Annotated in this window: 20 protein-coding genes; 8 read left to right on the top strand and 12 right to left on the bottom strand. The window is 72.3% G+C overall.

Annotated elements, in window-relative coordinates; genetic code table 11:
- Positions 1–67 precede the first annotated feature (67 nt).
- The 7 genes from A4A78_RS12280 to gcvT all read right to left on the bottom strand — a co-directional run bounded on the left by A4A78_RS12280 (position 68) and on the right by gcvT (position 8451).
- A complete protein-coding gene (locus A4A78_RS12280) occupies positions 68–307 on the bottom strand; it encodes a hypothetical protein (protein WP_062949595.1) in 240 nt (79 codons plus the stop codon).
- An 88-nt stretch (positions 308–395) separates the two neighbouring features.
- Positions 396–1139, bottom strand: a complete 744-nt coding sequence (locus A4A78_RS12275; RefSeq protein ID WP_062949593.1) for a gamma-glutamyl-gamma-aminobutyrate hydrolase family protein — start codon at positions 1137–1139, stop codon at positions 396–398.
- Between the two features lie 114 nt (positions 1140–1253).
- Positions 1254–2396 (bottom strand): glycosyltransferase family 1 protein, encoded by a 1143-nt coding sequence (locus A4A78_RS12270; protein ID WP_062949591.1) that lies wholly within the window; start codon positions 2394–2396, stop codon positions 1254–1256.
- A gap of 154 nt (positions 2397–2550) precedes the next feature.
- Positions 2551–3762 (bottom strand): cobalamin-independent methionine synthase II family protein, encoded by a 1212-nt coding sequence (locus tag A4A78_RS12265; protein WP_062949589.1) that lies wholly within the window; start codon positions 3760–3762, stop codon positions 2551–2553.
- A 120-nt stretch (positions 3763–3882) separates the two neighbouring features.
- On the bottom strand, positions 3883–6816 hold the full coding sequence (gcvP, locus tag A4A78_RS12260; RefSeq protein ID WP_062949587.1) for an aminomethyl-transferring glycine dehydrogenase: 2934 nt from the start codon (positions 6814–6816) through the stop codon (positions 3883–3885).
- A gap of 86 nt (positions 6817–6902) precedes the next feature.
- On the bottom strand, positions 6903–7274 hold the full coding sequence (gene gcvH, locus A4A78_RS12255) for a glycine cleavage system protein GcvH (protein ID WP_062949585.1): 372 nt from the start codon (positions 7272–7274) through the stop codon (positions 6903–6905).
- Positions 7275–7317: 43 nt separating this feature from the next.
- Positions 7318–8451 (bottom strand): glycine cleavage system aminomethyltransferase GcvT, encoded by a 1134-nt coding sequence (gene gcvT, locus A4A78_RS12250; RefSeq protein WP_062949583.1) that lies wholly within the window; start codon positions 8449–8451, stop codon positions 7318–7320.
- Positions 8452–8671: 220 nt separating this feature from the next.
- Here gcvT and A4A78_RS12245 point away from each other — a divergent pair, with 220 nt between their 5' ends.
- Positions 8672–9244 carry a GNAT family N-acetyltransferase gene (locus A4A78_RS12245; RefSeq protein WP_231881030.1) on the top strand — a complete coding sequence of 191 codons (573 nt, stop codon included), beginning with the start codon at positions 8672–8674 and terminating at the stop codon, positions 9242–9244.
- Between the two features lie 61 nt (positions 9245–9305).
- On the opposite strand, the gene A4A78_RS12240 is transcribed toward A4A78_RS12245, so the two are convergent.
- Positions 9306–10568, bottom strand: a complete 1263-nt coding sequence (locus A4A78_RS12240) for an arginine deiminase (protein WP_062949579.1) — start codon at positions 10566–10568, stop codon at positions 9306–9308.
- 111 nt (positions 10569–10679) lie between these two features.
- Here A4A78_RS12240 and A4A78_RS12235 point away from each other — a divergent pair, with 111 nt between their 5' ends.
- Entirely contained in the window at positions 10680–11519 is an 840-nt protein-coding gene (locus A4A78_RS12235; RefSeq protein WP_062949577.1) for an aldo/keto reductase, read from the top strand.
- Positions 11516–12295 carry a Sir2 family NAD-dependent protein deacetylase gene (locus A4A78_RS12230; RefSeq protein ID WP_062949575.1) on the top strand — a complete coding sequence of 260 codons (780 nt, stop codon included), beginning with the start codon at positions 11516–11518 and terminating at the stop codon, positions 12293–12295. The genes A4A78_RS12235 and A4A78_RS12230 overlap by 4 nt, the downstream gene beginning before the upstream one ends.
- 67 nt (positions 12296–12362) lie before the next feature.
- Here the strand turns inward: A4A78_RS12230 and epsC are convergent, their stop codons facing one another.
- Positions 12363–12944, bottom strand: coding sequence for a serine O-acetyltransferase EpsC (gene epsC, locus A4A78_RS12225; protein ID WP_156488616.1), 582 nt, complete (start codon positions 12942–12944; stop codon positions 12363–12365).
- 11 nt (positions 12945–12955) lie between these two features.
- Complete coding sequence (cysK, locus tag A4A78_RS12220) at positions 12956–13885, bottom strand: cysteine synthase A (protein WP_062949573.1); 930 nt, start codon at positions 13883–13885, stop codon at positions 12956–12958.
- Positions 13886–14125: 240 nt separating this feature from the next.
- Here cysK and A4A78_RS12215 point away from each other — a divergent pair, with 240 nt between their 5' ends.
- Complete coding sequence (locus tag A4A78_RS12215) at positions 14126–15706, top strand: DUF5129 domain-containing protein (RefSeq protein ID WP_062949571.1); 1581 nt, start codon at positions 14126–14128, stop codon at positions 15704–15706.
- A 99-nt stretch (positions 15707–15805) separates the two neighbouring features.
- Here A4A78_RS12215 and trpS read toward each other — a convergent pair whose 3' ends face one another.
- A complete protein-coding gene (trpS, locus tag A4A78_RS12210; protein ID WP_062949888.1) occupies positions 15806–16900 on the bottom strand; it encodes a tryptophan--tRNA ligase in 1095 nt (364 codons plus the stop codon).
- Positions 16901–17754: 854 nt separating this feature from the next.
- On the bottom strand, positions 17755–18756 hold the full coding sequence (locus A4A78_RS12200; protein WP_062949567.1) for a LacI family DNA-binding transcriptional regulator: 1002 nt from the start codon (positions 18754–18756) through the stop codon (positions 17755–17757).
- Positions 18757–18916: 160 nt separating this feature from the next.
- On the opposite strand from A4A78_RS12200, the gene A4A78_RS12195 reads away from it, so the two are divergent.
- From A4A78_RS12195 to A4A78_RS12180, 4 genes are all read left to right on the top strand, one after another.
- Positions 18917–20197 (top strand): extracellular solute-binding protein, encoded by a 1281-nt coding sequence (locus tag A4A78_RS12195; RefSeq protein WP_062949565.1) that lies wholly within the window; start codon positions 18917–18919, stop codon positions 20195–20197.
- Between the two features lie 135 nt (positions 20198–20332).
- A complete protein-coding gene (locus A4A78_RS12190; RefSeq protein WP_062949563.1) occupies positions 20333–21913 on the top strand; it encodes an ABC transporter permease subunit in 1581 nt (526 codons plus the stop codon).
- A gap of 14 nt (positions 21914–21927) precedes the next feature.
- Positions 21928–22830, top strand: coding sequence for a sugar ABC transporter permease (locus tag A4A78_RS12185; RefSeq protein ID WP_053918813.1), 903 nt, complete (start codon positions 21928–21930; stop codon positions 22828–22830).
- Positions 22831–22843: 13 nt separating this feature from the next.
- The gene (locus tag A4A78_RS12180; RefSeq protein ID WP_062949559.1) at positions 22844–24871 is read left to right on the top strand and encodes an alpha-amylase family glycosyl hydrolase; all 2028 of its coding nucleotides are present in this window, start codon (positions 22844–22846) and stop codon (positions 24869–24871) included.
- Positions 24872–24922 lie beyond the last annotated feature (51 nt).

Here is a 24922-nt window from a genome sequence, read left to right as displayed (position 1 = left end):
CCCGGACATGACCGTGCCCGGCCGCCGCGAGGGCTGCCGGGCACGGTGGAGGATGAGGAGCGGGAGCTCAGGTGAGGAAGCGCGGCACCAGGTCGAAGGTGCCGAACAGCGCCACCAGGCACATGGCCAGGCCCGCGATGAAGGTCACGGCGGTGAACATCGCCATCACGTAGAGGCCGGCGGCGAACAGGCCGAACAGCACGAGGAACAGCACCACCGACAGGACGACGTTGTTGCCCTTCGAGGTCATGTTCTCGTCCTCGTGCACCCGCGCGCGGGTGGTGTCCGCGACGTGCTCGTTGCTCATGCTGCCTTCTTTCCTGACTCTGCCGGTCCGCGACCGGCGGTGCGGCGTCCACGGCGCCCGTCATCAGGCGCGGGCGACCAGGACCATCCTAGACCAGTGCGCGGCTGCTCGCGGCCACGTCCCGGTGCCGGATCGCGGTGAGCAGGCTCTCGAACACCGCAGCGCCCCTCTCGCCGTCGATCTCGGGATGCCACTGCACCCCGATCACGCCCGTGCCCGAGGCGGCCTCGACCGCGAGCGGGAGGCCGCTCGCGTGCCGGGCGACGATGCGCAGGTCGCCGCGGACCTCGCGCACGCCCTGGTGGTGGAAGGCGGTGACCCGGGCCGAGGTGCCGAGGGCGAGGGCGAGGTCGCTGGCGGCGTCGATCTCGACGTCGACCGCGGTGGGGGCGAGCCCGGTGGTGGGATGGGCGGGGACGTCCTCGGGGAGGTGGCGGTGCAGTCGGCCACCCTCGGCGATCGTGATGATCTGCAGGCCGCGGCAGATCCCGAGCACGGGCACGCCGACTTCTCGGGCGGTGCGGTAGAGCGCCGTCTCGAAGGCGTCGCGGGCCGGGTCCGGGGTCATGTCGGTCCCGAGCGCGTCCTCGCCCCAGGCCGCGGGGTCGAGGTCGGTGCCGCCGGTGAGGACCAGGCCGTCGAGCTCGGCGAGCTCCTCCTCGGTCCAGGGGTCCTGCGGGGACAGGATCACGGGCCGGGCGCCGGCCTCGCGCAGGGCGCGGACGTAGTGCTCGTTGACGACGACGGCGTCGTGACCCTCCCAGGCGCCGGACATCATGGTGCGGGTCCCCGCGGTCACGCCGATGAGCGGGCGACGAGTGCGCTGCGCCATGATGTTGTCCTTTCCGCAGTGGAGCCGGGTCACGTGCCGCCGATCGGCGACAGGACTCAGTCCACCCCGCGGCAGCCCCTCCTCGCGAGCTGTGTGGCGGAATGTGACGGCGGCTCAGCGGGCGGGCACTCCGGCGTGCTCCTCGATCGCCCGGCGGTAGTAGCCGCGCAGCTGCTCGCTGAGCACCGGCCAGGTGCGCTTGCGCACGGACTCCAGCGCCGCCGTGCCGAAGGCCTCGCGCTTCGCGTCGTCGAAGAGCAGGTCAGCGGCGCGGTCGCGGAGCTCGTCGAGCATCCCCGGGGTGTACAGCCAGCCGGTGCGGCTCGGAGTGACCAGGTCCACCGGTCCTCCGCGGCGCGGTGCGATGACGGGCAGGCCGGAGGCCATGGCCTCCTGGATCGTCTGCCCGAAGGTCTCGAGCTCGCCGGGGTGGACGAAGAGGTCGGCGCTGGCGAGGTGCGCGGCGAGGTCCGTGCCGGAGCGGAAGCCGGCGAAGCGCGCCCGGGGCATGTCGCGGCGCAGGGCGTCCCGCTCGGGGCCGTCGCCGACGATCAGCAGGCGCACCCCGGGCATGTCGTGCAGCACGCGCAGATCGGCGACCTGCTTCTCGGGGGCGAGCCGGCCCACGTAGACCACGAGCTTCTCCTCCGGATCGGCGTAGCGGGCCCGCAGCTTCGCGCTGCGCAGCGAGGGGGAGAACAGCGAGGTGTCCACGCCGCGCCGCCACAGGTGGACCCGCTCGATGCCGTGCTCGAGCATCTGGTCGCGGGTCGCGGTGGACGGGGCGAGGTTGAGGGTGGCGCGGTTGTGCACGTCACGCAGCAGCTGCCAGGAGGCGTTCTCGAGGAAGGGCATGCCGTAGCGGGCCGTGTAGCCGGGGATGTCGGTCTGGTACACGGCGACCGTCGGCACCCCGGCCTTCTGCGCCGCGACCACGGCGCGGCCGCCGAGGATCATCGGCGAGGCGAGGTGGATGACGTCGGGCGCGAACTCGTCGATGCGGCGGCGCAGGGTGGCGGCGCTGGTGGTGGCGATGCGCACCTCGGTGTAGCCCGGCATGGGGGCGGAGGCGATGCGGCGCACCCGGACCCTGCGTCCGCAGGAGGTGCGCAGGTGCTTGTCGGCCCCGGGCCACTTCGGGGCGATGATCCCGGGATCATCGCCCGAGGCGGCGAAGTGGTCGACGACGCGGAGCACCGAGTTGGTGACCCCGTTCATGTGCGGCAGGAACGATTCGGCGACGACGAGGATCCTCACGCCCCCGATGATCCGCCGCCCGGGTCTCCGCGGCGCCACGGGGGCGTGACGCGTCGTCGACCAGGCGGTGAACTCTCGCCCCCGCCCGGGGCCCCGGCGCGGGGTCCCGGCCGTCTCCGGTGGGGACCCCGCGGGGCTCAGCGGCGCGCCGACCTCACAGCCGGGCGGAGGCGAGGGCCGCGCCCTCCACGAGCGAGGCGAGCTTCGCCCAGGCGATCTGCGGGTGGATGCGCCCGCCGAGTCCGCAGTCGGTCGAGCCGATCACCCGCTCGGGGCCCACGATCCGAGCGAAGCGCTCCAGGCGCTGGGCGACCAACTCGGGGTGTTCGACGACGTTGGTGGCGTGGGAGACGATGCCGGGGACGATCACCTTGTCCTCCGGCAGCTCGAGGTCCTGCCACACGGTCCACTCGTGCTCGTGGCGCACGTTGGCGGCCTCGAAGGAGTAGTACTTCGCGTCGATCTCGGGCAGCAGCGGTGCGATGTGGCGGAACTCGATGTCGGTGGTGTGCGGGCCGTGCCAGGAGCCCCAGCACAGGTGGAAGCGGGTCTGCTCGGTCGGCACGTTCACCAGCGCCCGGTTGACGGCGTCGACGCGCTTGCGGGTGAACTCGACGTAGTCGGCGACGGAGGGCTCGGGGTTGATCTGGTCCCAGTTCTCGGCGATCGAGGGGTCGTCGATCTGCACGGTCAGGCCCTCGGCGGCGATCGCCTCGTACTCGGGGCGCATCACCTCGACCCAGGCGTCGAGGAAGGCGTCCTCGTCGCCGTAGTGGTCGTCGTTGATGCGGGAGCCGGAGCCCGGGGACAGCGCGGCGAGGTAGCCGTTCGTGAAGCCGGCGGAGTCGAGCGCGGCGCGGAAGTTCGCCACGTCCTGCGCGACCAGCTCGCGACCGGTCTCGGAGTAGGCGATCGCGGAGGTCGCGGCGGGGAAGGTGGGCTGGGAGCCGACGGTGATGCCCGAGGTCGGGTCCTGGTACGCCTCCGCGAAGAGCGTCCAGTCCCGGCGATCGGGGAAGGTGGTCAGGCGCACGTTCCCGGGGGTGGAGCGCACCGGCTCGGAGGAGAGGTGGTCGCTGCCCGTGATCTGCAGGCCGCTGACCCGGTCGAAGATGTAGGACCACCAGGAGCCGTAGTTCACGGCCGAGCCCATCAGGTGCCCGTGCTCGCCGTCGTTGGGGATCGAGATCCCGATCTCGCGCTGCTTCGCGACGACGTCGACGACGGCCTGGCGCAGCACCTCGCGGAACTCGTCGGTGGGGGCAGGGGTCAGCCCGTCCTCGCCGACGGGGCGGGCGGCGTTGGCGGCGATGAGCTCCGGGCTGCGGGGCAGGGAGCCGGCGTGGGTGGTGAGGATCTCGGTCATGGGCCGAGCCTAGGAGCAGGGGCGGCCCGGACACGAGCCGGGCCGTCACAGCAGTTCACGAACACGCCCGCCCGGGCCGCAGGAGCGGTCCGGGCGGGCGTGGGGCGGGGTCGGCCGAGGTCAGTCCAGCGGCCAGGTGGGCACCAGGTTGCGGTCGCCCCAGGCCTGGTCGATGCGACGCACCGGCGGCCAGTACTTCGACTGGATCCGCATCTGGGCGCTGTCGTGGACGGAGTCGTCCTCGGGCGCGGTCCAGGAGCCGGGGTAGACGGCGATCTCGCGGGAGTAGGGGTGGGTCCACTCCCCCGTTGCGATCGACGAGGCAGTGTGCGGCGCGTTCACCAGGGGGTTGTCCTCGGCGGGCCAGGTGCCGGCGAGCACCTCGTCGGCCTCCTTCGCGATCATCAGCATCGCCTCGACGAAGCGGTCGATCTCGGCGAGGTCCTCGGACTCGGTGGGCTCGACCATGAGCGTCCCGGCGACGGGGAAGGACATGGTCGGGGCGTGGAAGCCGTAGTCGATGATTCGCTTGGCGACGTCGTCGACGGTGATCCCGGTGCGCTCGGTGAAGGGGCGCAGGTCCACGATGCACTCGTGGGCGACCAGCCCGTTCTCGCCGGTGTACAGGATCTCGTAGGACTCGGAGAGTCGGCGGGCCATGTAGTTCGCCGCGAGCACCGCCGAGGCGGTCGCGTGGCGCAGCCCGTCCGGCCCCATCAGTCGGATGTACGTCCAGGTGATCGGGAGGATCGAGGGCGAGCCGTAGGGCGCCTGCGACACGGGCGCGCCGCCGTGGGCCTGCTCCCCCGCCCCGGCGACCGGGTGCGACTCGCGCTGGATCTCGGGGTGACCGGGCAGGAACGGCGCCAGGTGCGCCTTCGCCGCGACGGGGCCGACGCCGGGACCGCCGCCGCCGTGCGGGATGCAGAAGGTCTTGTGGAGGTTCAGGTGGGAGACGTCGCCGCCGAACTCGCCGGGACGCGCCACCTGCAGCAGCGCGTTGAGGTTCGCGCCGTCGACGTAGACCTGGCCGCCCGCGTCGTGCACGAGCTCGCACACGGTGCGCACCTCCTCCTCGTACACGCCGTGCGTGGAGGGGTAGGTGATCATGATGGCGGCGAGCTCGTCGCCGTGGTCCTTGATCTTCTGCTTGAGGTCCTCGAGGTCGATGTTGCCCTTCGCGTCCGAGGCGACGACCACGACGCGCAGGCCCGCGTTCACGGCGCTGGCGGCGTTGGTGCCGTGGGCGGAGCTCGGCACGAGGCACACCTCGCGGGAGGACTCGCCGCGGGAGGCGTGATAGGCGCGGATCGCCAGCAGTCCCGCGAACTCGCCCTGCGAGCCGGCGTTGGGCTGCAGGGAGACCGTGTCGTAGCCGGTCAGGTCCGTCAGCCAGGTCTCGAGCTGGGTGATGAGGTCGAGATATCCCGTCACGTCCTCGGCCGGCGCGAAGGGATGGATCCCGTTGAACTCGGCCCAGGTGATGCCGGCCATCTCGGTGGCGGCGTTGAGCTTCATCGTGCACGAGCCCAGCGGGATCATCCCGCGGTCCAGCGCGAAGTCCCGGTCGGAGAGGCGGCGCAGGTAGCGCATCATCGCGGTTTCGGAGCGGAAGGACGAGAACACCGGGTGGCGCAGGAAGGGGTCCTCGCGCACCAGGCCGTCCCAGCCGGCGCCGGAGCCGACCTCGGCGAGCTCCTGGCCGGGGGTCGGGGCGTGCGGGGCGAAGGCCGCGGCGATCGCCTGCAGGTCCGCGGCGGTGATCGTCTCGTCCAGCGACAGGTGGACCACGTCGTCGCCGAGCACGCGGACCAGGAACCCGGCCTCGCGCAGGGAGGCGGCGATGTCGGAGGCGGTGCCGGTGGCCCGCACCTCGAGAGTGTCGAAGAAGGACTCCGCGACCAGCTCGAAGCCGCTGCGGCGCAGGAGGTCGGCGAGGGAGGCGGTGCGGTCGGCGACGGTGCGACCGATCCGGGTCAGTCCCTCGGGGCCGTGGTAGACGGCGTACATCGCGGCCATCACGGCCAGCAGCACCTGCGCGGTGGTGATGGAGCTGGTGGCCTTGTCGCGGCGGATGTGCTGCTCGCGGGTCTGCAGGGAGAGGCGGTAGGCGGGGTTGCCGTCGGCGTCGCGGGAGACGCCGACCAGGCGGCCGGGCAGCTGCCGCTCGAGGCCCTTGCGCACGGCGACGAAGCCGGCGTGCGGGCCGCCGAAGCCGAGTGGAATGCCGAAGCGCTGGGTGGTGCCGACGGTGACGTCGGCGCCGAGCGACCCCGGGGAGGCGAGCATGGTCAGGGAGAGCAGGTCCGCGGCGACGATCGCGACGGCCTTGGTGGACCTCACCTCGGCGATGACGTCGCGCGGGTCCCAGATGCGGCCGGAAGCGCCGGGGTACTGGATCAGGGCGCCGAAGTAGTCGCCCTCGGGGGCGCCGTCCGTGCGGAAGTCGACCTCGCGCAGCTCGATGCCGAGCCCGTCGGCGCGGCCCTGCAGCACCGCCCTGGTGGCCGGCAGCGCGTCGGTGTCGACGAGGAAGACGTTCCCGTTGCGCTTCGCGGTGCGGCGGGCGAGCATCAGCGCCTCCGCCGCGGAGGTCGCCTCGTCGAGGGTGGAGGCGTTGGAGACCTCCATCCCGGTGAGGTCGCAGACCATGGTCTGGAAGGTCAGCAGGGCCTCGAGTCGGCCCTGCGAGATCTCGGGCTGGTACGGGGTGTAGGCGGTGTACCAGGCGGGGTTCTCCAGCACGTTGCGCTGGATGACGGCGGGGGTGTGGGTGCCGTGGTAGCCGAGGCCGATCAGGGAGCGGCGCGTGGTGTTGCGGTCCGCGAGGGCGCGGAGCTCCTCGAGCGCGGCGGGCTCGGTGATCCCGTCGGGGACGGAGGTCGCGTCGAGCGCCTCCTCGTCCAGCAGGATCGTGGAGGGCACCGCCGCCCGCAGCATCTCGTCCAGGGACTCGTAGCCCAGGACCTCGAGCATGTGGCGCTGTGCGCCGGGGTCGGTGCCGACGTGGCGGCGGACGAAGGAGTCGTGATCGAGCGCAGGCGTTGCGGTCATGAAGGCGTGTCCCTGAGGTTCTACGTGGAGGTGCGGGGTCGTGACCTGGGCGCGGGGCGGCCCGGCACCGGGCCGCCCCTGCATGCTCAGGACTGGGTGAGGGCCTTGTACTCCTCGGCGCTGAGCAGGTCGTCGGGCAGCGCCTCGAAGGTGGCCTTGATCAGCCATCCCTCCTCGAAGGGCGAGGAGTTCACGAGCTCGGGCTCGTCGACGACGGCCTGGTTGGTCTCGGAGACGGTGCCGCTGATCGGCGAGAAGAGATCGGAGACGGACTTGGTCGACTCGATCTCGCCCATCTCGGTGCCGGAGGTGATCTCGGAGCCGGCCTCGGGCAGGTCGACGTAGACGACGTCGCCGAGCTGCCCGGCGGCGAAGTCGGTCACGCCGATGACGGCGACGCCGTCGGACTCGACGCGGACCCACTCGTGGTCCTTGCTGTAGAGGAGTTCTGCGGACATTTCTCTGGTCCTTCCTGGGGACGGTCGGGGAACTCGGAGCCGCTCAGCCGCGGCGGTAGAAGGGCGTCTCGACGACGCGGACCGGCAGGTCCTTGCCGCGCACGTCGACCACCAGCTCGGTGCCTACCTCGCGGTGGGAGGGGTCGATGTAGGCCAGTGCGATGGGATGGCCGAGGGTCGGCGAGAGCACGCCGGAGGTGACGGCGCCGATCTCGTTCCCCTCCCCGTCGCGGACGGCGGAGCCGGCGCGGGCGGCCCGGCGGCCCTCGGCCGCGAGGCCCACCAGGACGGGCAGTCCCTCGGTCTGCGCCGCCTCGGTGGCCTCCCGGCCGACGAAGTCGCCCTTGGAGGAGAGCGCGACGATGCGGCCCATGCCCGCCTGGGCGGGCAGCAGGTCCCGGCTCAGCTCGTTGCCGTACAGCGGCATGCCGGCCTCGAGACGGAGGGTGTCGCGGCAGGCGAGGCCGCAGGGCACGACCCGGTCCCCGCCGACGGCGGTGAGAGCGTTCCAGAGCTCCTCGGCGGAGTCGTCGCCGACGTACAGCTCGAAGCCGTCCTCGCCGGTGTAGCCGGTGCGGGCCACGAGCAGGTCGCCGCCGCGGTAGGTGCCCTCGGCGAAGCGGTAGTACTTCATCGAGGTGATGTCCTCGGCGGTGACGCCCTCGACGCCGGAGTCCTCGGCGGCCAGGAGGTCCAGCAGGATCTGCTCGCCGGCGGGGCCCTGCACCGCGATCAGGGAGGTGCGGTCCGAGGCGTCGTCGACCTCGACGTCGAAGCCGGCGACGCGGGCACGGATCTCCTCGGCGTCGACGACGGCGTTGGAGGCGTTGGCGACGACGAGGAAGCGGTCCTCGGCGAGCCGGTAGACGATCACGTCGTCGATCACCCCGCCCTGCTCGGTCAGGAGCAGGGTGTACTTCGCGCGGCCGACGGTCACGGCGGAGAGCTTGCCGGCCATGGCGTGGTCGAGGGCCTCGCCCGCCTGCGGCCCGCGCAGGTGGATCTCGCCCATGTGGCTGAGGTCGAAGAGGCCGGCGCTCTCGCGCACCGCCCGGTGCTCAGCGAGGTCCGAGTCGTAGCGGACCGGCATCCGCCAGCCCGCGAAGTCCGTGAACGTCGCTCCGAGCGACTCGTGGACCGCCTCCAGTGCCGTGCTGCGAAGGTCCTGGTCGACCATGGTGCTCCTACTCGTCCGGGGACTGCGTGACTGTTCGTCCTGACCGACTCGCGAGGCCCGGTGCGGGACCGGGCACCGACGCTCGGCGGCACGCCGATGTGCCGCAGGCTCACCATACCGAACCCGGGCACGCCTCGCGGACCTCGTCGCACCCCGTTGCCACGGCGCCGCGGGACCCCGGCGGGGCGCGACGGGCCCCGGTGCTTGTACCGTGGTGGTCGTGACGAAGGAAGGCTCCGCCGAGTGGCCCGTCCGGATCCGCAGTCCCCGACTCGTGATCCGGCCGCCGGGCGACGCCGACCGCGCCGCGCTGATCCGGCTGATGACCGACCCGGTCACCCGCGAGTACCTCGGCGGCGCGGTGGACTACGCCTCCCGCCAGGCGCTCGAGCTCTCCCCGCTGGGCATCACCTGGGGGCGCTGGGTGCTCGCCCTGGCCGAGGACGACACGATGATCGGCTCGATCACGCTGGACTACGACCGCGGGGAGCTGGAGCTGTCCTACGCGCTGCTGCCCGAGTGGACCGGTCTGGGCTACGCCGCGGAGTCCTGCATCGCGCTGCTGGACTGGGCGCGCCGCGAGCTCGAGGACGAGGTCGTCATCGCGATCAGCCAGACCCGCAACAAGCGCAGCGTCGCCCTGCTGCGCAAGCTCGGGTTCACGGTGCGCAAGGGGCTCGAGGAGTTCGGCACCCAGCAGCTGCTGCTGGAGCGCTCGCTGCGCGAGCCGCTGCCCGCCCAGGAGACGACCCTGCAGACCGCGGAGGACCCGCCGCCCCCGACGCGTCGCTGACGGCGCCGCGCTCGGCCGCGATCGGCCGCGGCGGCGCTCAACCGCTCGACCGCGACGGCGCTCAGCCGCGGGCGACGGGGCAGCTCATGCAGCGCGGACCGCCCCGCCCGCGCCCCAGCTCGTCGCCCGCGAACTCGAGCACCTCCACCCCCTGGGCGCGGAGGTAGTCGTTGGTCGCCGCGGCCCGCTCGTAGGCGACGACCCTCCCCGGGGCGAGGGCGAGCACGTTGCACCCGTCATCCCACTGCTCGCGCGCGGCGGCGTAGGCGTCCAGCGGCGGGGTGAGCACCCGCAGCGAGGGGACCCCGAGCCCGCGGGCGAGCACCTCGTCCATCTCGTCGGCCGACCGCGCCCGGGAGACCAGCCGGTCGCCGAGCCGCTCGATCTCGAAGGTCTCCAGCGCCGGCAGGGGGCCGAAGCGCAGCATCGACTCCTCGTCGACGACGGTCGTGACGGTGTCCAGGTGCATCATCGCGCGGCGGTGGGGCAGCGCGATCGCGATCACCCGGTCCACCGCGTCGTCGGCGAGGAGGGCGGCGGCGAGGCGCTCGACGCCGACGGCGCTGGTGCGCTCCGACATCCCGATCGCGACCGTGCGCGGGGACAGCATCATCACGTCGCCGCCCTCGACGGTCGCCGCCCCGGCGCCGTCGCGGCCGAGCAGGCGGCGCGGACCGCCGGTCCCGGCGAAGCGCGGATGGTGGCGGTAGACCATCTCCAGGTGGAGGCTCTCCCGTCGCCGGGCCGAGCGGCGCATGGCGCCGACCGAGACCACGTCGCCGATCCAGGCGGAGGTGTCGCGGGTGAACAGGTGGTTGGGCAGCGGGTCGAGCACGAGGTGCTCCTCCCCCACCCGCTGCAGCGCGATCGAGCGCGGCTCCGCCCCGAGCGCCCTCAGCTCGCCGACGGTGATCCCGCCGATCAGCACGTCCGCGAGCGCCTCGGCGTCGAGGTCGGCGAGCCCTCCGCGGAGGTCCTGGACGGCGATGTCGCCGAGCACGGCGGGGTCCAGGGCGCGGACGAGCAGGTGCTCCCGCAGCCCCGCGTCGCGCACGATGTCGACGAGCAGGTCCCGCAGCTGGAGGACGTCGACCCCCTGGTCGCCCAGGAGACGGGTGAACTCGTCGTGCTGCGCCTCGGCACGGTCCCGCCACAGCACCTCGTCGAAGAGCAGCTCCTCCCGGGTGTCCGGGGTGAGCCGCTCGAGCTCGCGGCCGGGCCGGTGGACGAGGACGGTGCGCAGCGGCGAGATCTCGTCGTGCACCCCGTGGGCGCCCGCGGCGGGGGCCGCCTCCGGGGTCGGGACCGTGCCGGTGCTGCTCATGCTGCGCTCTCCTCGCGGGTCGACGTCCTCGTCGTGCCGGACGCTAGCAGAGCACCGGGGCGGGATGATCGATACGCTGGGAGCACCCGTCACCGTCATCCAGGAGGATCCGTGTCCGAGCTGTCCATCCCCACCACCGCCCTCGCCGACGGCACCGTCTTCCCGCTGATCGGCTTCGGCACCTCCGGCATGAAGGGCACGGGCGGCGCCGACGCGGTCGCGGCGGCGCTGCGCGCCGGCTACCGGCTCGTCGACACCGCCGCCCAGTACGGCAACGAGGCCGCCGTCGGCCAGGGACTGCGCGACAGCGGCCTGGACCCCGACGAGGCGCTGATCACCACCAAGATCGCCGGCGGCGACCAGGGCCGGGAAGAGGCCCGCGAGGGCCTGCTCGGCTCGCTGCGCCGCCTGGGCCTGCCCCGCGTGGCCCTGACCCTCATCCACTGGCCGAACCCGTCGCGGGGCCTCGCCCTGGACACCTGGCGCACCCTCGTCGAGCTGAAGGAGCAGGGCCTGACCCAGCACATCGGCGTCTCGAACTTCCGCCCCGAGCAGCTGCAGCAGCTGATCGACGAGACCGGCGTCGCGCCCGAGGTGAACCAGATCCAGCTCTCCCCCGCCCTGCAGCGGCGGGAGGCCGTCGCCTTCCATCGCGAGCACGGCATCGTCACCCAGGCCTGGGGCCCGCTCGGCGGCCGCGAGGGCCTCGGCGAGCAGTTCGCGCTGCGCCGCGTCGCCGAGAAGCACGGCGTGAGCACCTCGCAGATCTCGCTGCGCTGGGCCGTGGACCAGGACATCGTCGTGATCCCGAAGTCGCAGGACCCGACCCGTCAGCGCACCAACGCGACGCTCGAGGGGATCTCCCTGGACGACGAGGACCGTGCGCTGCTGGCCACCCTCGACCTCGGGGAGGACGCCGCCTGGGACTCCCGCGAGCACGAGGAGTGGTGAGCACGGCCGCTCCCTTCGTCCCGGGACCGGAGCACCGTGAGGTCGTCTTCCTCACGGGATCCGGGCTCAGCGCCCGCACGGGACTGGGCACCTTCCGCGGCCCGGAGGGCCTGTGGGCCCTCGAGCCGGAGACCGAGCAGGCGATGCACGCCTCCCTGCTGCCGGGCTCGCTGCCGAAGCTGTGGGCCGTGTGGGGGCGGATGGCCTCGATCGCGCTCGCGCACGGCCCCACTCCGGGGCACCGGGCGATCGCCCGCCTCGGTGCGCCGGTGATCACCCAGAACGTCGACGGGCTGCACCAGGCCGCGGGCAGCGAGGTCGTCGCCGAGCTCCACGGCAGCGCCCTGCACGCGGTGTGCCTGGGGCGGCGCTGCGACTGGCGGGCGGTGCTCGCGCCGGGCGAGGGGTCCTCCCCCGAGGACCACGGCGTGCCCGGTCACTGCCCGCGCTGCGGGGAGCCGACCCGCCCGGACGTGGTGCTCTTCGACGAGCAGCTGCCCTCCGCGGAGCTCGAGCTCGCCATGCGCCTCGCGCAGCGTGCGGATCTCCTCGTCGTCGTCGGCACCAGCGGGGTCGTCTTCCCCGCGGCGCAGCTCGCGCCGCTGGCCCGGGAGCACGGGGCGACGACGGTGCTGGTGGACATCGCTCCGCCGCACGGCTCCTCGGAGCTCTTCGACCACGTGCTGGCCGAGGACGCGCACGAGGTGCTGCCTGCCTGGGAGCGTCGCCTCCACCGCGTCGGCGGGACCTCGTTCCTCGATCCCTTCGGCGCCTGAGCGCAGCGGTCCCGGCGGGCGCGCTCGACCCGCGGGGCCAGGGGCCCCGCGGGTCGTCGGCTCCGGATCAGATCCAGATCGCCGGGTCGGTGTGCTCCTCGGGATGCGCCGCGCCGGCGCGGATCGTCGCGGGGATGCCGACGGCGGTCGCCCGGGCCGGGACGTCCTTGACGACCACGGCGTTGGCCCCGACCTGGGCGCCCTCGCCGAGGGTGATCGGGCCGAGCACCCGGGCACCGGCCCCGATCACCACGCCGTCACCGACCGTGGGATGGCGCTTGACCCGCTCCATCGACCGGCCGCCGAGGGTGACGCCGTGGTAGAGCATCACGTCGTCGCCCACCTCGGCGGTCTCGCCGATCACGACGCCCATGCCGTGGTCGATGAAGAAGCGCCGGCCGATCGTGGCGCCGGGATGGATCTCGATGCCGGTCACCGAGCGCGCGCCCTGGGCGAGGACGAGGGCGGGCAGCTTCGCCCCGCGCGCCCAGAGCCGATGCGCCACGCGGTGGGTCCAGATCGCGTGCAGCCCCGGGGAGGTCAGCAGGATCGCGAGGTCGTCGGTCGCCGCAGGGTCGCGGCGGTGCGCCGCCGCGAGGTCCTCCCGGACGCTCGCGACGACGCCCATCACCCGGTCCAGGGCGGCCATGGCGTCCTTCCTCAGTCCGCGTACTGCGCGAACAGCGGAGTGGAGAGGTAGCGCTCGCCGAAGGAGGGCACGATCACCACGATGGTCTTCCCGGCGAACTCCTCGCGGGCGCCGACGCGGGCGGCGGCCTCGATCGCGGCGCCGGAGGAGATGCCCACCAGCAGGCCCTCGCCGCGGGCCACGGAGCGGGCGCGCTCCATCGCGGTCTCGGCGTCGATGTCGAGCACCTCGTCGTAGACCTCGCGGTCCAGGATCGAGGGCACGAAGTTCGCGCCGATGCCCTGGATCTTGTGGGGGCCGGGCTGGCCGCCGTTGAGGATCGCGGACTCCTCGGGCTCGACGGCGAAGACCTTCACCTCGCCCTTGCGCTCCTTGAGCACCTGGCCGATGCCGGAGATGGTGCCGCCGGTGCCGATTCCGGCGACGACCGCGTCGACCTCGCCCTCGGTGTCCGCCCAGATCTCCTCGGCGGTGGTGCGGCGGTGGATGTCGAGGTTCGCGGGGTTGTCGAACTGCTTGACCTGCACGGCGCCGGTCTCCGCCGCGATCTCCTCGGCCTTCTCGACCGCGCCCTTCATGCCCTTGGCGGCCTCGGTGAGGACCAGCTCGGCGCCGTAGGCGCGCAGCAGCATCCGCCGCTCCTTGGACATCGACTCGGGCATGGTCAGGACGACCTTGTAGCCGCGGGAGCCTCCGATCATGGCCAGCGCGATGCCGGTGTTGCCGGAGGTCGCCTCGACGATGGTCCCGCCGGGCTTCAGCTCGCCGGACTGCTCCGCGGCGTCGATCATGGCCACGCCGATGCGGTCCTTGACGGAGTTGGCGGGGTTGTAGAACTCGAGCTTGGCCAGGACGGTCGCGCGGACGTCGTCGCCCAGGCGGTTGAGCTTCACCAGCGGGGTGCGGCCCACCAGATCGGAGACGTTCTCGTAGACGGGCATGCGGTACCTCCTCGTCGGGCCCCGCACGGTACGGGGCCAAGGGTTTCTTGTGTCGATCATAACTGCGCGAGGCGTGAAGGGTCCGGGAGTTCAACGGGCGACCCACGGGACGCCGACGGGAGCGGCTGACGGGAGCGGCCGCGGAGACTCCCGGGGTTCTTCCGCGGGTCGACGGGAGAAGGGCGCGACACCGACGGAGGTCGACCCCCGTCCCGTCGGCCGAGCCGTTACGGTCGCCTCATGTCCACGTCGCGTCCGTCCTCCGCCGCTCTCGACGCACCCCGCACCCGCCGTCCCACGACGGCCGTCCTGCTGCTGCTCGCGCTCCTGGTCGTCCTCCTGCCGGCGGCGCTCGCCCCCGCGCCCGCCCGCGCCGAGCCGCCGGCCTCCGTCGAGGTCACCGACACCACCCGCTCCGTGGACCCGGAGATCCTCGAGCACCGCCTCGCGGAGATCGACTTCCGCACCGAGGTGCGGCTGGTCGTGCTCGTCCTGGACGTCACCGAGCACGACCTGGACCCGGCGGACGACAGGGCGCTGAACGATGCGGTGCTCGACCACGCCCGCAGCTCCGACCCCTCGCTGCTCTCCGCCGACGGGTCGCACTGGGCCGACGGGACGGTGATCCTCGCCCTGGACCCGGAGAACCGGTTCCTCGGCAGCTACGGCGGGGAGGACGTGAAGCTCACGGAGGAGCAGTTCGCCGACGTCCAGGACGCCATGCGGGGCCCCGCCCGGGACGGGGACTGGGAGCGGTCGGTCGAGGCCGGCGCCGAGGAGTACGCCGCGCTGCTGCTGCGCCCCTGGTGGCAGCGCCCCGCCGTGCAGATCCTCGCCGGCGCGGTCCTCGTCCTCGCCGGCGCCTGGGTGCTGATCCTGCTGGGGCTGCGACGCGGCGCCCGGGAGAGGGCGGATCGCACGCGCATCCGCCACGACGAGGTGCTCGCCCGCCGCGCCCTCACCGACGCGGCAGGGCGCACCCTGCCCGACTCCTCCCCGTACGCGCAGGCCGTCGTGCGGGATCACGGGCGGTACACGGAGACGTTCGCCGAGGCGGAGCAGCTGCGGGAGCAGGTTCCCGCGGCCGAGGAGCGCTCCCGCTCCTGGGGGCTGCTCGGCCGGGACCGGGACCTGGCGCACCGCTGGGAGGACAAGGTCGAGACCCTGGACGCTGCCGACGACCGGATCCTCGCCGCCGCGGACCTGCTGCACCGCATGGGCGGCTGGCGCGGCAGCTGGGAGCTGGAGCTGCTGCCCCTGCGCGACTCCCTCAAGAGCCTCGGGACGGTGCGCGGAGAGCGCGGGGCGATGTCGGGGACGGAGCGGGTGCTCGCCGACCGGCTGCTGGACCTGGGCGAGCACACCGAGCAGGAGATCACCGCCCTGACGGCGCGGCTGGAGGCCGACGAGATCGACCCCGACTCCGCCCTCGAGGAGCTCGACACCCTCACCCGGGAGCTCTCCGCCGCGGTCGCGGCCCTGACCCGGGCGCGGATCGACTCCCAGGCGGAGGACGACGAGGAGCGGGCTCTGCTGGAGGAGGAGGCGGAGGGCCGCGGACGGCGCTACCGCTCGCTGCGTGCGCTGCGCGCGGAGCTCGAGGGGCGCGACGGGCGAAGCCCCGTCGCGGGCGAGGGCTCCGAGGACTTCTGGCGGCTGAGCCCCGTGGCCTGGTACTCGTCCTGGCACGGCTCCTCGGGCCAGGCGCTGTCGGAGCACCGCAATCCCACGACCTCGAGCTCGTCGACCTCGAGCGTCTCCGGCTACTCCCCGAGCAGCGGCGGCGGGTTCTCCGGCGCGGGCAGCTCGAGCCGCTTCTGAGCCGGCGCCGGGCTCGCCCGCCCCTGCACCGGCCGCGGACGAGGACGGGCCCGTGGCCTGCCTGCGCAGGTCACTGGCCCGTCCCGTCGGCGGGAGCGGTCAGTAGACCATCCCCATGAACTCGCGCACGCGCTGGAGGGTCTCGTCGGCCGCGGCGTTCGCGCGCTCGTTGCCGGTGCGCAGCACCTGCTTCAGGTGGCCGGGGTCCTGCTCGAGCTCGGCGCGGCGGGCGCGCAGCGGGGCGAGGTGGGCGTTCAGGGCCTCGGCGGTGAAGATCTTCAGGGTCCCCGCGCCGCGGTCGCCGATCTCCTCGGCGATGTCCTCGGGGGTGCGGCCGGTGGACTGCGCGGCGATCGTGAGCAGGTTTGCGACCTCGGGGCGGTTCTCGGGGTCATAGGTGATCTGCCGGTCGGCGTCGGTCTTGGCCTTCTTGATCTTCTTGAGCGTCTCGGCCTCGTCCATCCGCAGCATGACGGTGTTGCCCAGCGACTTGCTCATCTTGTTCTCGCCGTCCAGCCCCAGGATCGTCGGCGACTCGGAGAGCAGCGCATCGGGCTCGGGGAAGTACTCCTCGCCGCCCGCATAGCGCTCGTTGAAGCGGCGGGCGATGACGCGGGTCTGCTCGATGTGGGGCAGCTGGTCCTTGCCGACGGGCACGAGGTTGCCGTGGCAGAAGAGGATGTCCGCGGCCTGGTGCACGGGATAGGTGAGCATGAGCCCGCCCATCGCGGACTTCCCGGCGGCGGCCAGCTCGGCCTTGACGGTGGGGTTCCGCTCCAGCTCCGGCTGGGTGACCAGCGAGAGGAAGGGCAGCATGAGCTGGTTCAGGGCGGGCACCGCCGAGTGGGTGAAGATCGTGGCGCGCTCGGGGTCGATGCCGACGGCGAGGTAGTCGGTGAGCAGCTCGCGCACGGAGCCCTGGATGTCGCCGAGGATCTCGCGGTCGGTGATCACCTGGTAGTCGGCGACGATCACCCAGGTCTCCACGCCGGCCTGCTGCAGGCGGACGCGGTTGCGCAGGGAGCCGAAGTAGTGGCCGATGTGCAGGGCGCCGGTGGGCCGGTCACCGGTGAGCATGCGCAGGCCGCTGGGGTCGCTCTCGATCTTCTGCCAGATCGCGTCGCTGCGCCGCTGGGCGGCGCCGTAGCTGGAGGGGGCGATTTCGGGGGTCACATCGGCGACGGTATCGATCATGCCCACCATGCTATCGGCGCCCGCGCGCCCCTCCGACGTGACCGACGACAACCGGATCGTCGGGTGCCTCACCAGGCCAGGGAGAGCACCAGCACGGCGATGGAGAGGAGCAGCATCCCCAGACAGTTCACCCAGAAGGCGGGTCCGAGGAAGCGCGCCCGCAGGTGGGAGGCGGCGGCTGCGAGGAAGTAGACGACCCGGGCAGGACGGCAGCACAGCCCGGAAGTCGGCGGTGAGCCGATTGGTGAGCTCGGAGAACAAGGTGGAGGGATAGCGGCCCGTCACGAGGATCGCGACATACGACCGGGACAGCTCAGGGTGCGCGAACAGGATCCCCAGGAAGGGATCGACCAGCCCGAGCATGGCGTCCGCGACGTCCAGCGCACCATACCCGGTCGTCTCCGGCTCGTACCCCGCGACCTCTGGGACGGCAACGTCGTGCAGGCGGGCGATCTGCCCTTCGACCCCCGGACCAGCAGGGCGTTCTTGTCCCCCGCCATCACTGTGTCGACGCTGACCTCGCACTCCGTGGCGATGACGCGGAGGGTCGTGGCCGCGAAGCCTCACTCGTAGAACAGTCGCGCGGCGGCGGCGATCACCCGACGACTCGTCCCTGCGCGCTGTGCGTGCCGTGTTCCGGGCATCGGACCTCCCCGACCGTGGTGTACATGTTCAGTGAACACGTTCACCGGGGTGCAACCCGAAATGATCGCACATCCGGACGGAGGAGCCGGTTCTCCTCGACTCCCTTCCAAGGATGGAAGTCAGGTGATGAATACCGTGCCGTGCGGCGTTGCCGGGGTCGCTCGCGGCGTCCAACCGGGGCGAGGAAGCCCCCGGTCCGCGGCCCCGGGTCAGGCTTCGGGGGCGGAGCCGGTGGAGCCGCGGACGACGAGCTGGGGCCGCACCACCACCAAGGTGCGGGAGGGGCGACGGGACTCCTCACCGCCACTGAGCGCGGCGCGCACGGCCGCGCGAGCCAGGGCGGGCACGGCCTGGCGCATGGTGGTCAGCGGCGGGTTCGTCAGGGCCGACCAGAACACGTCGTCGTAGCCGACCACGGAGACGTCCCCCGGGATCGCCAGGCCCATCGCGCGCACGGCCTCCAGGGCGCCGGCGGCCATCACGTCGGACCCGCACATGATCGCGGTGGCGCCGCGGGCGACCAGGTCGCGGGCGGCCTCGTAGCCCCCGGCGTAGGAGAAGTCGGTGTAGGAGACGGGGCGCTCCTCACGGTCGCTGTCGGCGGAAGCCTCCTCGAAGACCCGCACCTTCTCGCGCACCGGCCAGGTGCGCTCGTCCCCCACCGCGAGGCCGATGCGGTGGTGGCCGAGGTCCTCCAGGTGCTGCAGGGTGGCGCGCACGGCGTGCTCGTCGTCGGTGGACAGGTAGGCGGCGTCCAGGTCCGGGCGCACGCCGTTGACCAGCACCAGGGGCCTCCCGGCATCGGTCACCTCGCGGTAGTGGTCGATGGGGCCACCCTCCTGGGCGTGGTGCCCGGAGACGACGATGATGCCGTCCACCCCGATCGACAGGAAACGCTGCAAGATCTCTCGCTCGCGTTCAGCGGTCCGGGCACGCATGGCCACCAGGCAGTCGGCCCCGCGCGCGAAGAGCTCGGCCTCGATGCGCTCGGCCCATGAGGTGAAGACCTGGTTGTCGAGGTCGGGCACCAGCACACCTACCAGCGGCCCGGAGCGGGTGGCGGCGGTGCCGACCTCCCGCCCCAGCCGGCGGGCCGTCTCGATCACGGAACGCCTGGTGGCCTCGTTGACCCCGGATCGCCCGTTGAGCACCCGAGAGACCGTGGCCTCGCTCACACCGGCGGCCTCGGCGATGTCGATGAGTCGCGCCATCACACTCATCCTCCCCGGTCACGGGCGTCATCGCGCCGTGTCCAAATCGTGTCCTGCAAGTTCTTGCTCATTCTTGCACAAGACAGCGGCAGGATCTATATTTTTTCCCAATCCGCACGGCCACCGACGGCCAGGTGCACCACGATTCGAAGGAGAAGACGTGCAGATCCGTCGCAAGAACTTCCTCGCCCTGAGCGGCATCGCCGCCACCACCGGTGTCCTCGCCGCCTGCGGCGGCAGCAGCGACTCCGGTTCCGACAGCTCCTCCGGCGGCTCGGACGCGGGCGGCTCCTCCGAGGGCGCGGCGCCCGAGCGCGCCGATGCCGACCTCGTGATCTGGACCGACGAGGTCAAGGCCGGCGCCCTCGAGGGCCCGGCACAGGACTGGGCCGAGGCCAACAACCTCACCGTCGCGGTGCAGATCGTCGCGGACGACCTACAGGGCAACTTCATCACCGCCAACCAGGCCGGCAACGGCCCCGACATGATCGTGGCCGCCCACGACTGGATCGGGAACCTGGTGCAGAACAGCGCCATCTCCCCGGTGCAGCTGCCCTCCGGCGCCTCCGACGCGATCGCCCCGGTCGCCCTGGAGGCCGTGACCTACGACGGTCAGACCTACGGCGCCCCCTACGCCGTGGAGACCCTGGTGCTCTACGCGAACAACGAGCTCACCGACGTGCCCGAGCCCTCCACCGTGGAGGAGCTGGTCGAGGCCGGCGAGGCCGGCGGCGCCGAGAACGTGCTGTCCCTGCCGGTCGGCGAGGAGGGCGACGCCTACCACATGCAGCCTTTCTACACCTCCGGCGGCGGCTACCTCTTCGGCGAGGACGCCGAGGGCAACCTCGACCCCTCCGACGTGGGCGTGGGCCAGGAGGGCTCGATCTCCGCGGCCGAGAAGATCGTGGAGCTCGGCGAGCAGGGCGTGCTGAAGACCTCCATCAGCAACGACAACGCGATCTCGCTGTTCACCGACGGCAACGCCGCCTACCTGATCTCGGGCCCCTGGGCCCTGGCCGACATCCGCACCGCCGAGGTCGACTTCACCATGAGCCAGGTCCCCGGCTTCGAGGGCATGGACCCGGCGGTCCCCTTCGCCGGCGTCAACGCCTTCTTCGTCGCCTCCAGCGGCGCCAATCAGGCCTTCGCCCAGCAGTTCGCCACCGACGTGGTCTCCTCCCCCGACATCGCCGAGGCGATGTTCCCCGGCAACGAGCTGCCCCCGGTGAACCTCGAGCTGCAGGAGAAGCTCTCGGGCGAGTACCCCGAGGTCGTGCGCGTGGCCGAGTACGCCGAGGACGCCTCCCCGATGCCCGCCATCCCCGAGATGGCCGCCATCTGGGAACCGCTCGGTCAGGCCGAGGCCAACCTGGTCGGCGGCGCGGACGCCGAGTCGACCATGACCTCCGCCGGCGAGCAGATCTCCAGCCAGATCGCCTGACCCTCCCTCCGTCACGGAGCGGGCAGCACGCCCGCTCCCCCGGCTCCCCCGGACGGGGTGCGACATCACGACGTCGCACCCCGTCCGACCGGCCTGCCCGGTCGCCCCCGCCACCCCGTGAAAGGCACCGTCGCCATGTCCAGCCCCCTGCCGCCCGTGCACCGCGAGCGCAACACCTCGATCCCCGCGGTCCTGGTGCGCATCATCGTCCTCGGCGCCGTCCTCGCCGTCACCGCTTTCACCGTGCCGCTGATGATCCAGCAGCAGCAGTGGATGTGGCTGGCCGTGATGGTCCTGGCCGCGATCGCGATCTTCCTCATCTACTCCACGAAGCGCTTCATCCCCGGGAAGTACCTCTTCCCCGGCACCTTCTTCCTCGCGGTCTTCCTGATCACCCCGATCATCCTCACGGTGGGCTACTCCTTCACCAACTACGGCGACGGCACCCGCGGCACCAAGGAGCAGGCGGTGAACTCGATCATCGCCAACTCGGTGGTCCAGACCGACGACTCCACCTGGTACAACATGTCGGTCGCCACCCAGGGCGACCCCGTGGAGGGCCCCTTCACCCTGTTCCTGGTGGACCCCGCCACCGGCACCGTCTACTCCGGCGACGAGGAAACCGAGCTGGCCCCGGTGCCCTCCGCCGACGTCACCGTCGAGAACAACTACGTCACCGAGGCCTCCGGCTACACGATCCTCGAGGCGCGCGAGGTCAACGACGCCTACAACGCGCTGCAGGAGGTCGCCGTCCCCGTCGACGAGAACTCCGCGGTGCGGGTGCAGGGCGCCAATCAGGCCTACGTCGGCACCACCTTGCTGACCTACGACGAGGCCGCCGACACCATCACCGACACCCAGACGGGCGCGGTCTACACGGTCGGCACCGTGGGCGACTCCGAGTACTTCGTGAACGAGAACGGCGAGCGCGCCTTCAGCCAGTCCTGGCTGCAGAACGTGGGCTGGTCCAACTACCAGCGCCTGTTCACCGACTCCAACATCGCCGGCCAGTTCCTCGCCGCCTTCGCCTGGACCCTGGTCTTCGCCCTCGGCTCGGTGGCGCTGACCTTCGTGGTCGGCTTCGCCCTGGCGCTGATCCTCAACGACGAGCGGCTGAAGGGCCGCCGCCTGTACCGCTCGATCCTGCTGATGCCATACGCGGTGCCGGGCTTCATCGCCCTGCTGGTGTGGTCGAACTTCTACAACCAGGACTTCGGCCTGATCAACACCACCCTCGGCATCAACGTGAACTGGCTGGGCGATCCGACGATGGCCAAGATCGCGGTGCTGCTGACGAACCTGTGGATGGGCTTCCCCTACATGTTCATCGTCTCCACCGGCGCCCTGCAAGCGATCCCCGGTGACGTGATGGAGGCGGCCCGCATCGACGGCGCCAGCCGCTTCCAGACCACGGTGAAGGTCGTGACCCCGCTGCTGCTGGTGGCCGTGGCCCCACTGCTGGTGGCTTCCTTCGCCTTCAACTTCAACAACTTCAACGCGATCGAGCTGCTCACCGAGGGCGGTCCGTTCCTGCCGGGCGAGTACACCCGCGGCGGCACCGACATCCTGATCTCGATGATCTACCGCATCGCCTTCGGCGGCTCGGGGGCCGACTTCGGCTTCGCCTCCGCCGTCTCCGTCGCCCTGTTCGCGCTGACCGGCGTGCTCGCGGCGATCCAGTTCCGGTTCACCAGCGTCCTCGAAGACGTCAACTGAGAGGCGGCCCGATCATGAGCACGCAGACTTCGCAGCAGACCTCCGTCACCGCGCAGCGGCGGATGCCCTTCGGCCGCTGGATGGCCGAGGTCGGGTGGCGCCACGTCGTCGGCATCCTCGCCGTCGCCTTCGCGGTGTTCCCCATCCTGTTCATCGTCTCCGCCTCGGTGAACCCGCTGGGCACCGTCTCCAGCTCCGGCCTGATCCCCAAAGCCTTCTCCCTGGTGCACTACGAGTCCCTGATCGCGGGCGATCGCGGGCCCTTCCTGCGCTGGTACGCGAACACGGTCATCGTGTGCGGCACCGTCGCCCTGGTGCAGGTGTTCCTCTCCACCCTGGCCGCCTACGCCTTCAGCCGCCTGCGATTCGCCGGTCGCCGCATCGGCCTGCTCTCGCTGCTGCTGGTGATGATGTTCCCGGCGTTCCTGGCGATGATCGCGGTCTACTCGATGGTCTCCGGGCTGGGCAAGGCGATCCCCTTCCTGGGTCTGGACTCGCTGCCGGGCTACATCATCGTGCTGCTGGGCGGCTCGCTCGGCCAGGTGTGGCTGATCAAGGGCTTCTTCGACACCGTGCCCAAGGAGCTGGACGAGGCCGCCATCATCGACGGCTGCTCCCACTGGCAGGTGTTCACCAAGATCCTGCTGCCCACCCTCACCCCGATCCTTGCCACCACCATCCTGCTGGCCCTGGTGGGTGTGCTCTCCGAGTTCCTGCTGGGCTCGATCTTCCTGACCAGCAACGACACCAAGACCCTGGCCGTGGGCCTGTACGGGATGCTCGAGGGCGACCGCTCCAACAACCTGGGCGTCTTCGCCGCCGGCTCGGTGATGATCATGGTGCCGGTGATCATCCTGTACCAGTTCCTGCAGCGCTACATCGTCGGCGGCTCCACCGCCGGCGCCGTGAAGGGCTGAACGGACCCTCCCGATGAGCGATCTCCCCTCCCCCGCCCCGCAGCCGGTCGATCCCGCGATCGAGCCCAGCGGCGTGCCCCTGACCGAGCAGCCCCACCACGACTCCGGCCCGTCCTTCGTGCCGGGTCCGCGGGCGGGCCTCGGCCAGGAGGCCACGCTGCGGGTCTGGGTGCCCGGCGCCTATCCGGCCCACACCCTGGCCCTGCGGTCCGTGGTGGACGGGGAGATCCTCACCGGGGACCTCACCCCGCGTCCCGCGTCCGACGGCACCGGCACCTGGTGGGAAGCGACCCTGACCGTCGCGAACCCGGTCGTGCCCTACCGCGTCGCCGTGCTCGCCGAGCCCGGTGCCCGCACCGCCTCCGGCGCCCCGGTCCCCACCTACGCCTGGCTCACCGCCGCCGGCCTGGTGCCCTGGGACGTCTCCGACGCCACCGACTTCCGCCTGGTCGCGCACGAGCCGGCCCCGGACTGGGTGGACGACGCGATCGTCTACCAGGTCTTCCCCGACCGCTTCGCCCGCAGCTCCCGCATCCCCGAGGACCCCGAGGGCCGCCCCGTCCCGGAGGACCTGCCCGCCTGGGCGGTGCCGATGCGCTGGGACGAGGAGCCCGCCGTGCGCGGCGACCTCACCGGCGCCCAGTACTACGGCGGCGACCTCGACGGGATCATCGAGCGCCTGGACCACATCGCCTCCCTCGGCGCGGACACCGTCTACCTCACCCCGATCTTCCCCGCCGGCTCCGTGCACCGCTACGACGCCTCCACCTTCGAGGCGGTCGATCCGCTGCTCGGCGGCGAGGAGGCCCTGGTGCGGCTCTCGAAGGCGCTGCACGCGCGCGGTATGCGCCTGGTGCTGGACCTGACCACCAACCACACCGGTGACACCCACGAGTGGTTCCGCGCCGCCCAGGCCGATGCCGGGAGCGAAGAGGCCGGGTACTACCTGTTCACCGAGCACCCGGACCGCTACGTGAGCTGGCTGGACGTGCCGAGCCTGCCCAAGCTCGACCAGCGCAGCGCCGCCCTGCGCGCCCGCCTCACGCGCGGCGAGGGCTCCGTGACCGCGCGATTCCTCGACGAGCCCGTGCTCGCCGACGGCTGGCGCATCGACGTGGCCAACATGACCGGCCGCCACGGTGCGGTGGACCTCACCCGCGAGGTGGCCCGCGAGATGCGCGGCACCCTGCGCCGGGTCCGCGCCCGCACCGGCCGGGACACCTGGCTGGTCGCCGAGCACGGCCACGACGCCACCGGGGACCTGGACGGCGACGGCTGGCACGGCACCATGAACTACACCGGCTTCACCCGGCCCCTGTGGGCCTGGCTGGCCGAGCCCGGCAGCGCCCTGAACTGGCTGGGACTGCCCATGACGACGCCGCGGGTGCCCGGCGGTGCCGTCTCCCGCAGCCTGCGCGACTACAACGCGCAGATGCCCTGGCCCTCCCGCCTCCACTCCCAGAACCAGCTCTCCAGCCACGACACGCCCCGCACCCGCACCGTGGTCGGCGAGCGCGGCCGCCAGCTCACCGCCGTCGCCGCCCTGGCGGCCCTTCCGGGGGTGCCCACCGTCTTCGCCGGGGACGAGCTCGGCGCCGAGGGCCTCACCGGGGAGCACGCCCGCACCCCGATGCCCTGGGCCGCCATCGACGCCCTCTCCGAGCAGGCGGGTGATCCCGGGGACGCCGATCTCCCGGTCGATGCCGAGGTGCTGGAGGCCACCCGCACCCTGCTGGGCCTGCGCCGCGAGCACCCGGCCCTGCGCCGCGGCGGCCTGCGCTGGCTGCACACCGGGGACGACGCCCTTGTGCTCGTGCGCACCCACCCGGACGGCGACATCATCGTGCACCTGGCCCGGGACGCCCACGATCCCGTCGCTCTGGACCTGCGGTCCCTGCCCGGCGTGACCGGTGCCCATCCCCTGGCGGCCGTCGGCGGCGCCACCGCCGCCGCGGACGGACCGCTGCTGCACCTGCAGGCCACCGCGGCCGGCGCCACCGTGCTGGCTGCTGAACCGACCACGGAACCGACCTCTGTCTGAGACTCCACGAATCCTCCGGGCCGGCACTCCCCGTCGGCCCGGCGCCCCGCA

This window comes from Brachybacterium sp. sponge, assembly GCF_001613775.1.
GTDB lineage: Bacteria > Actinomycetota > Actinomycetes > Actinomycetales > Dermabacteraceae > Brachybacterium > Brachybacterium conglomeratum.
Note: the sequence above shows the minus strand (reverse complement) of the source record. Positions and strands in the feature narration are given on the sequence as shown.

Bases quoted from the DNA above. Each gene is read 5' to 3' on its own strand.
- A4A78_RS12280 (WP_062949595.1), bottom strand. From the start codon at position 307: ATGAGCAACGAGCACGTCGCGGACACCACCCGCGCGCGGGTGCACGAG.
- A4A78_RS12275 (WP_062949593.1), bottom strand. From the start codon at position 1,139: ATGGCGCAGCGCACTCGTCGCCCGCTCATCGGCGTGACCGCGGGGACC.
- A4A78_RS12265 (WP_062949589.1), bottom strand. From the start codon at position 3,762: ATGACCGAGATCCTCACCACCCACGCCGGCTCCCTGCCCCGCAGCCCG.
- gcvP (WP_062949587.1), bottom strand. From the start codon at position 6,816: ATGACCGCAACGCCTGCGCTCGATCACGACTCCTTCGTCCGCCGCCAC.
- gcvH (WP_062949585.1), bottom strand. From the start codon at position 7,274: ATGTCCGCAGAACTCCTCTACAGCAAGGACCACGAGTGGGTCCGCGTC.
- gcvT (WP_062949583.1), bottom strand. From the start codon at position 8,451: ATGGTCGACCAGGACCTTCGCAGCACGGCACTGGAGGCGGTCCACGAG.
- A4A78_RS12240 (WP_062949579.1), bottom strand. From the start codon at position 10,568: ATGAGCAGCACCGGCACGGTCCCGACCCCGGAGGCGGCCCCCGCCGCG.
- epsC (WP_156488616.1), bottom strand. From the start codon at position 12,944: ATGGCCGCCCTGGACCGGGTGATGGGCGTCGTCGCGAGCGTCCGGGAG.
- cysK (WP_062949573.1), bottom strand. From the start codon at position 13,885: ATGCCCGTCTACGAGAACGTCTCCGATCTGGTGGGCCGCACCCCGCTG.
- A4A78_RS12215 (WP_062949571.1), top strand. From the start codon at position 14,126: ATGTCCACGTCGCGTCCGTCCTCCGCCGCTCTCGACGCACCCCGCACC.
- trpS (WP_062949888.1), bottom strand. From the start codon at position 16,900: ATGATCGATACCGTCGCCGATGTGACCCCCGAAATCGCCCCCTCCAGC.
- A4A78_RS12200 (WP_062949567.1), bottom strand. From the start codon at position 18,756: ATGGCGCGACTCATCGACATCGCCGAGGCCGCCGGTGTGAGCGAGGCC.
- A4A78_RS12190 (WP_062949563.1), top strand. From the start codon at position 20,333: ATGTCCAGCCCCCTGCCGCCCGTGCACCGCGAGCGCAACACCTCGATC.
- A4A78_RS12185 (WP_053918813.1), top strand. From the start codon at position 21,928: ATGAGCACGCAGACTTCGCAGCAGACCTCCGTCACCGCGCAGCGGCGG.
- A4A78_RS12180 (WP_062949559.1), top strand. From the start codon at position 22,844: ATGAGCGATCTCCCCTCCCCCGCCCCGCAGCCGGTCGATCCCGCGATC.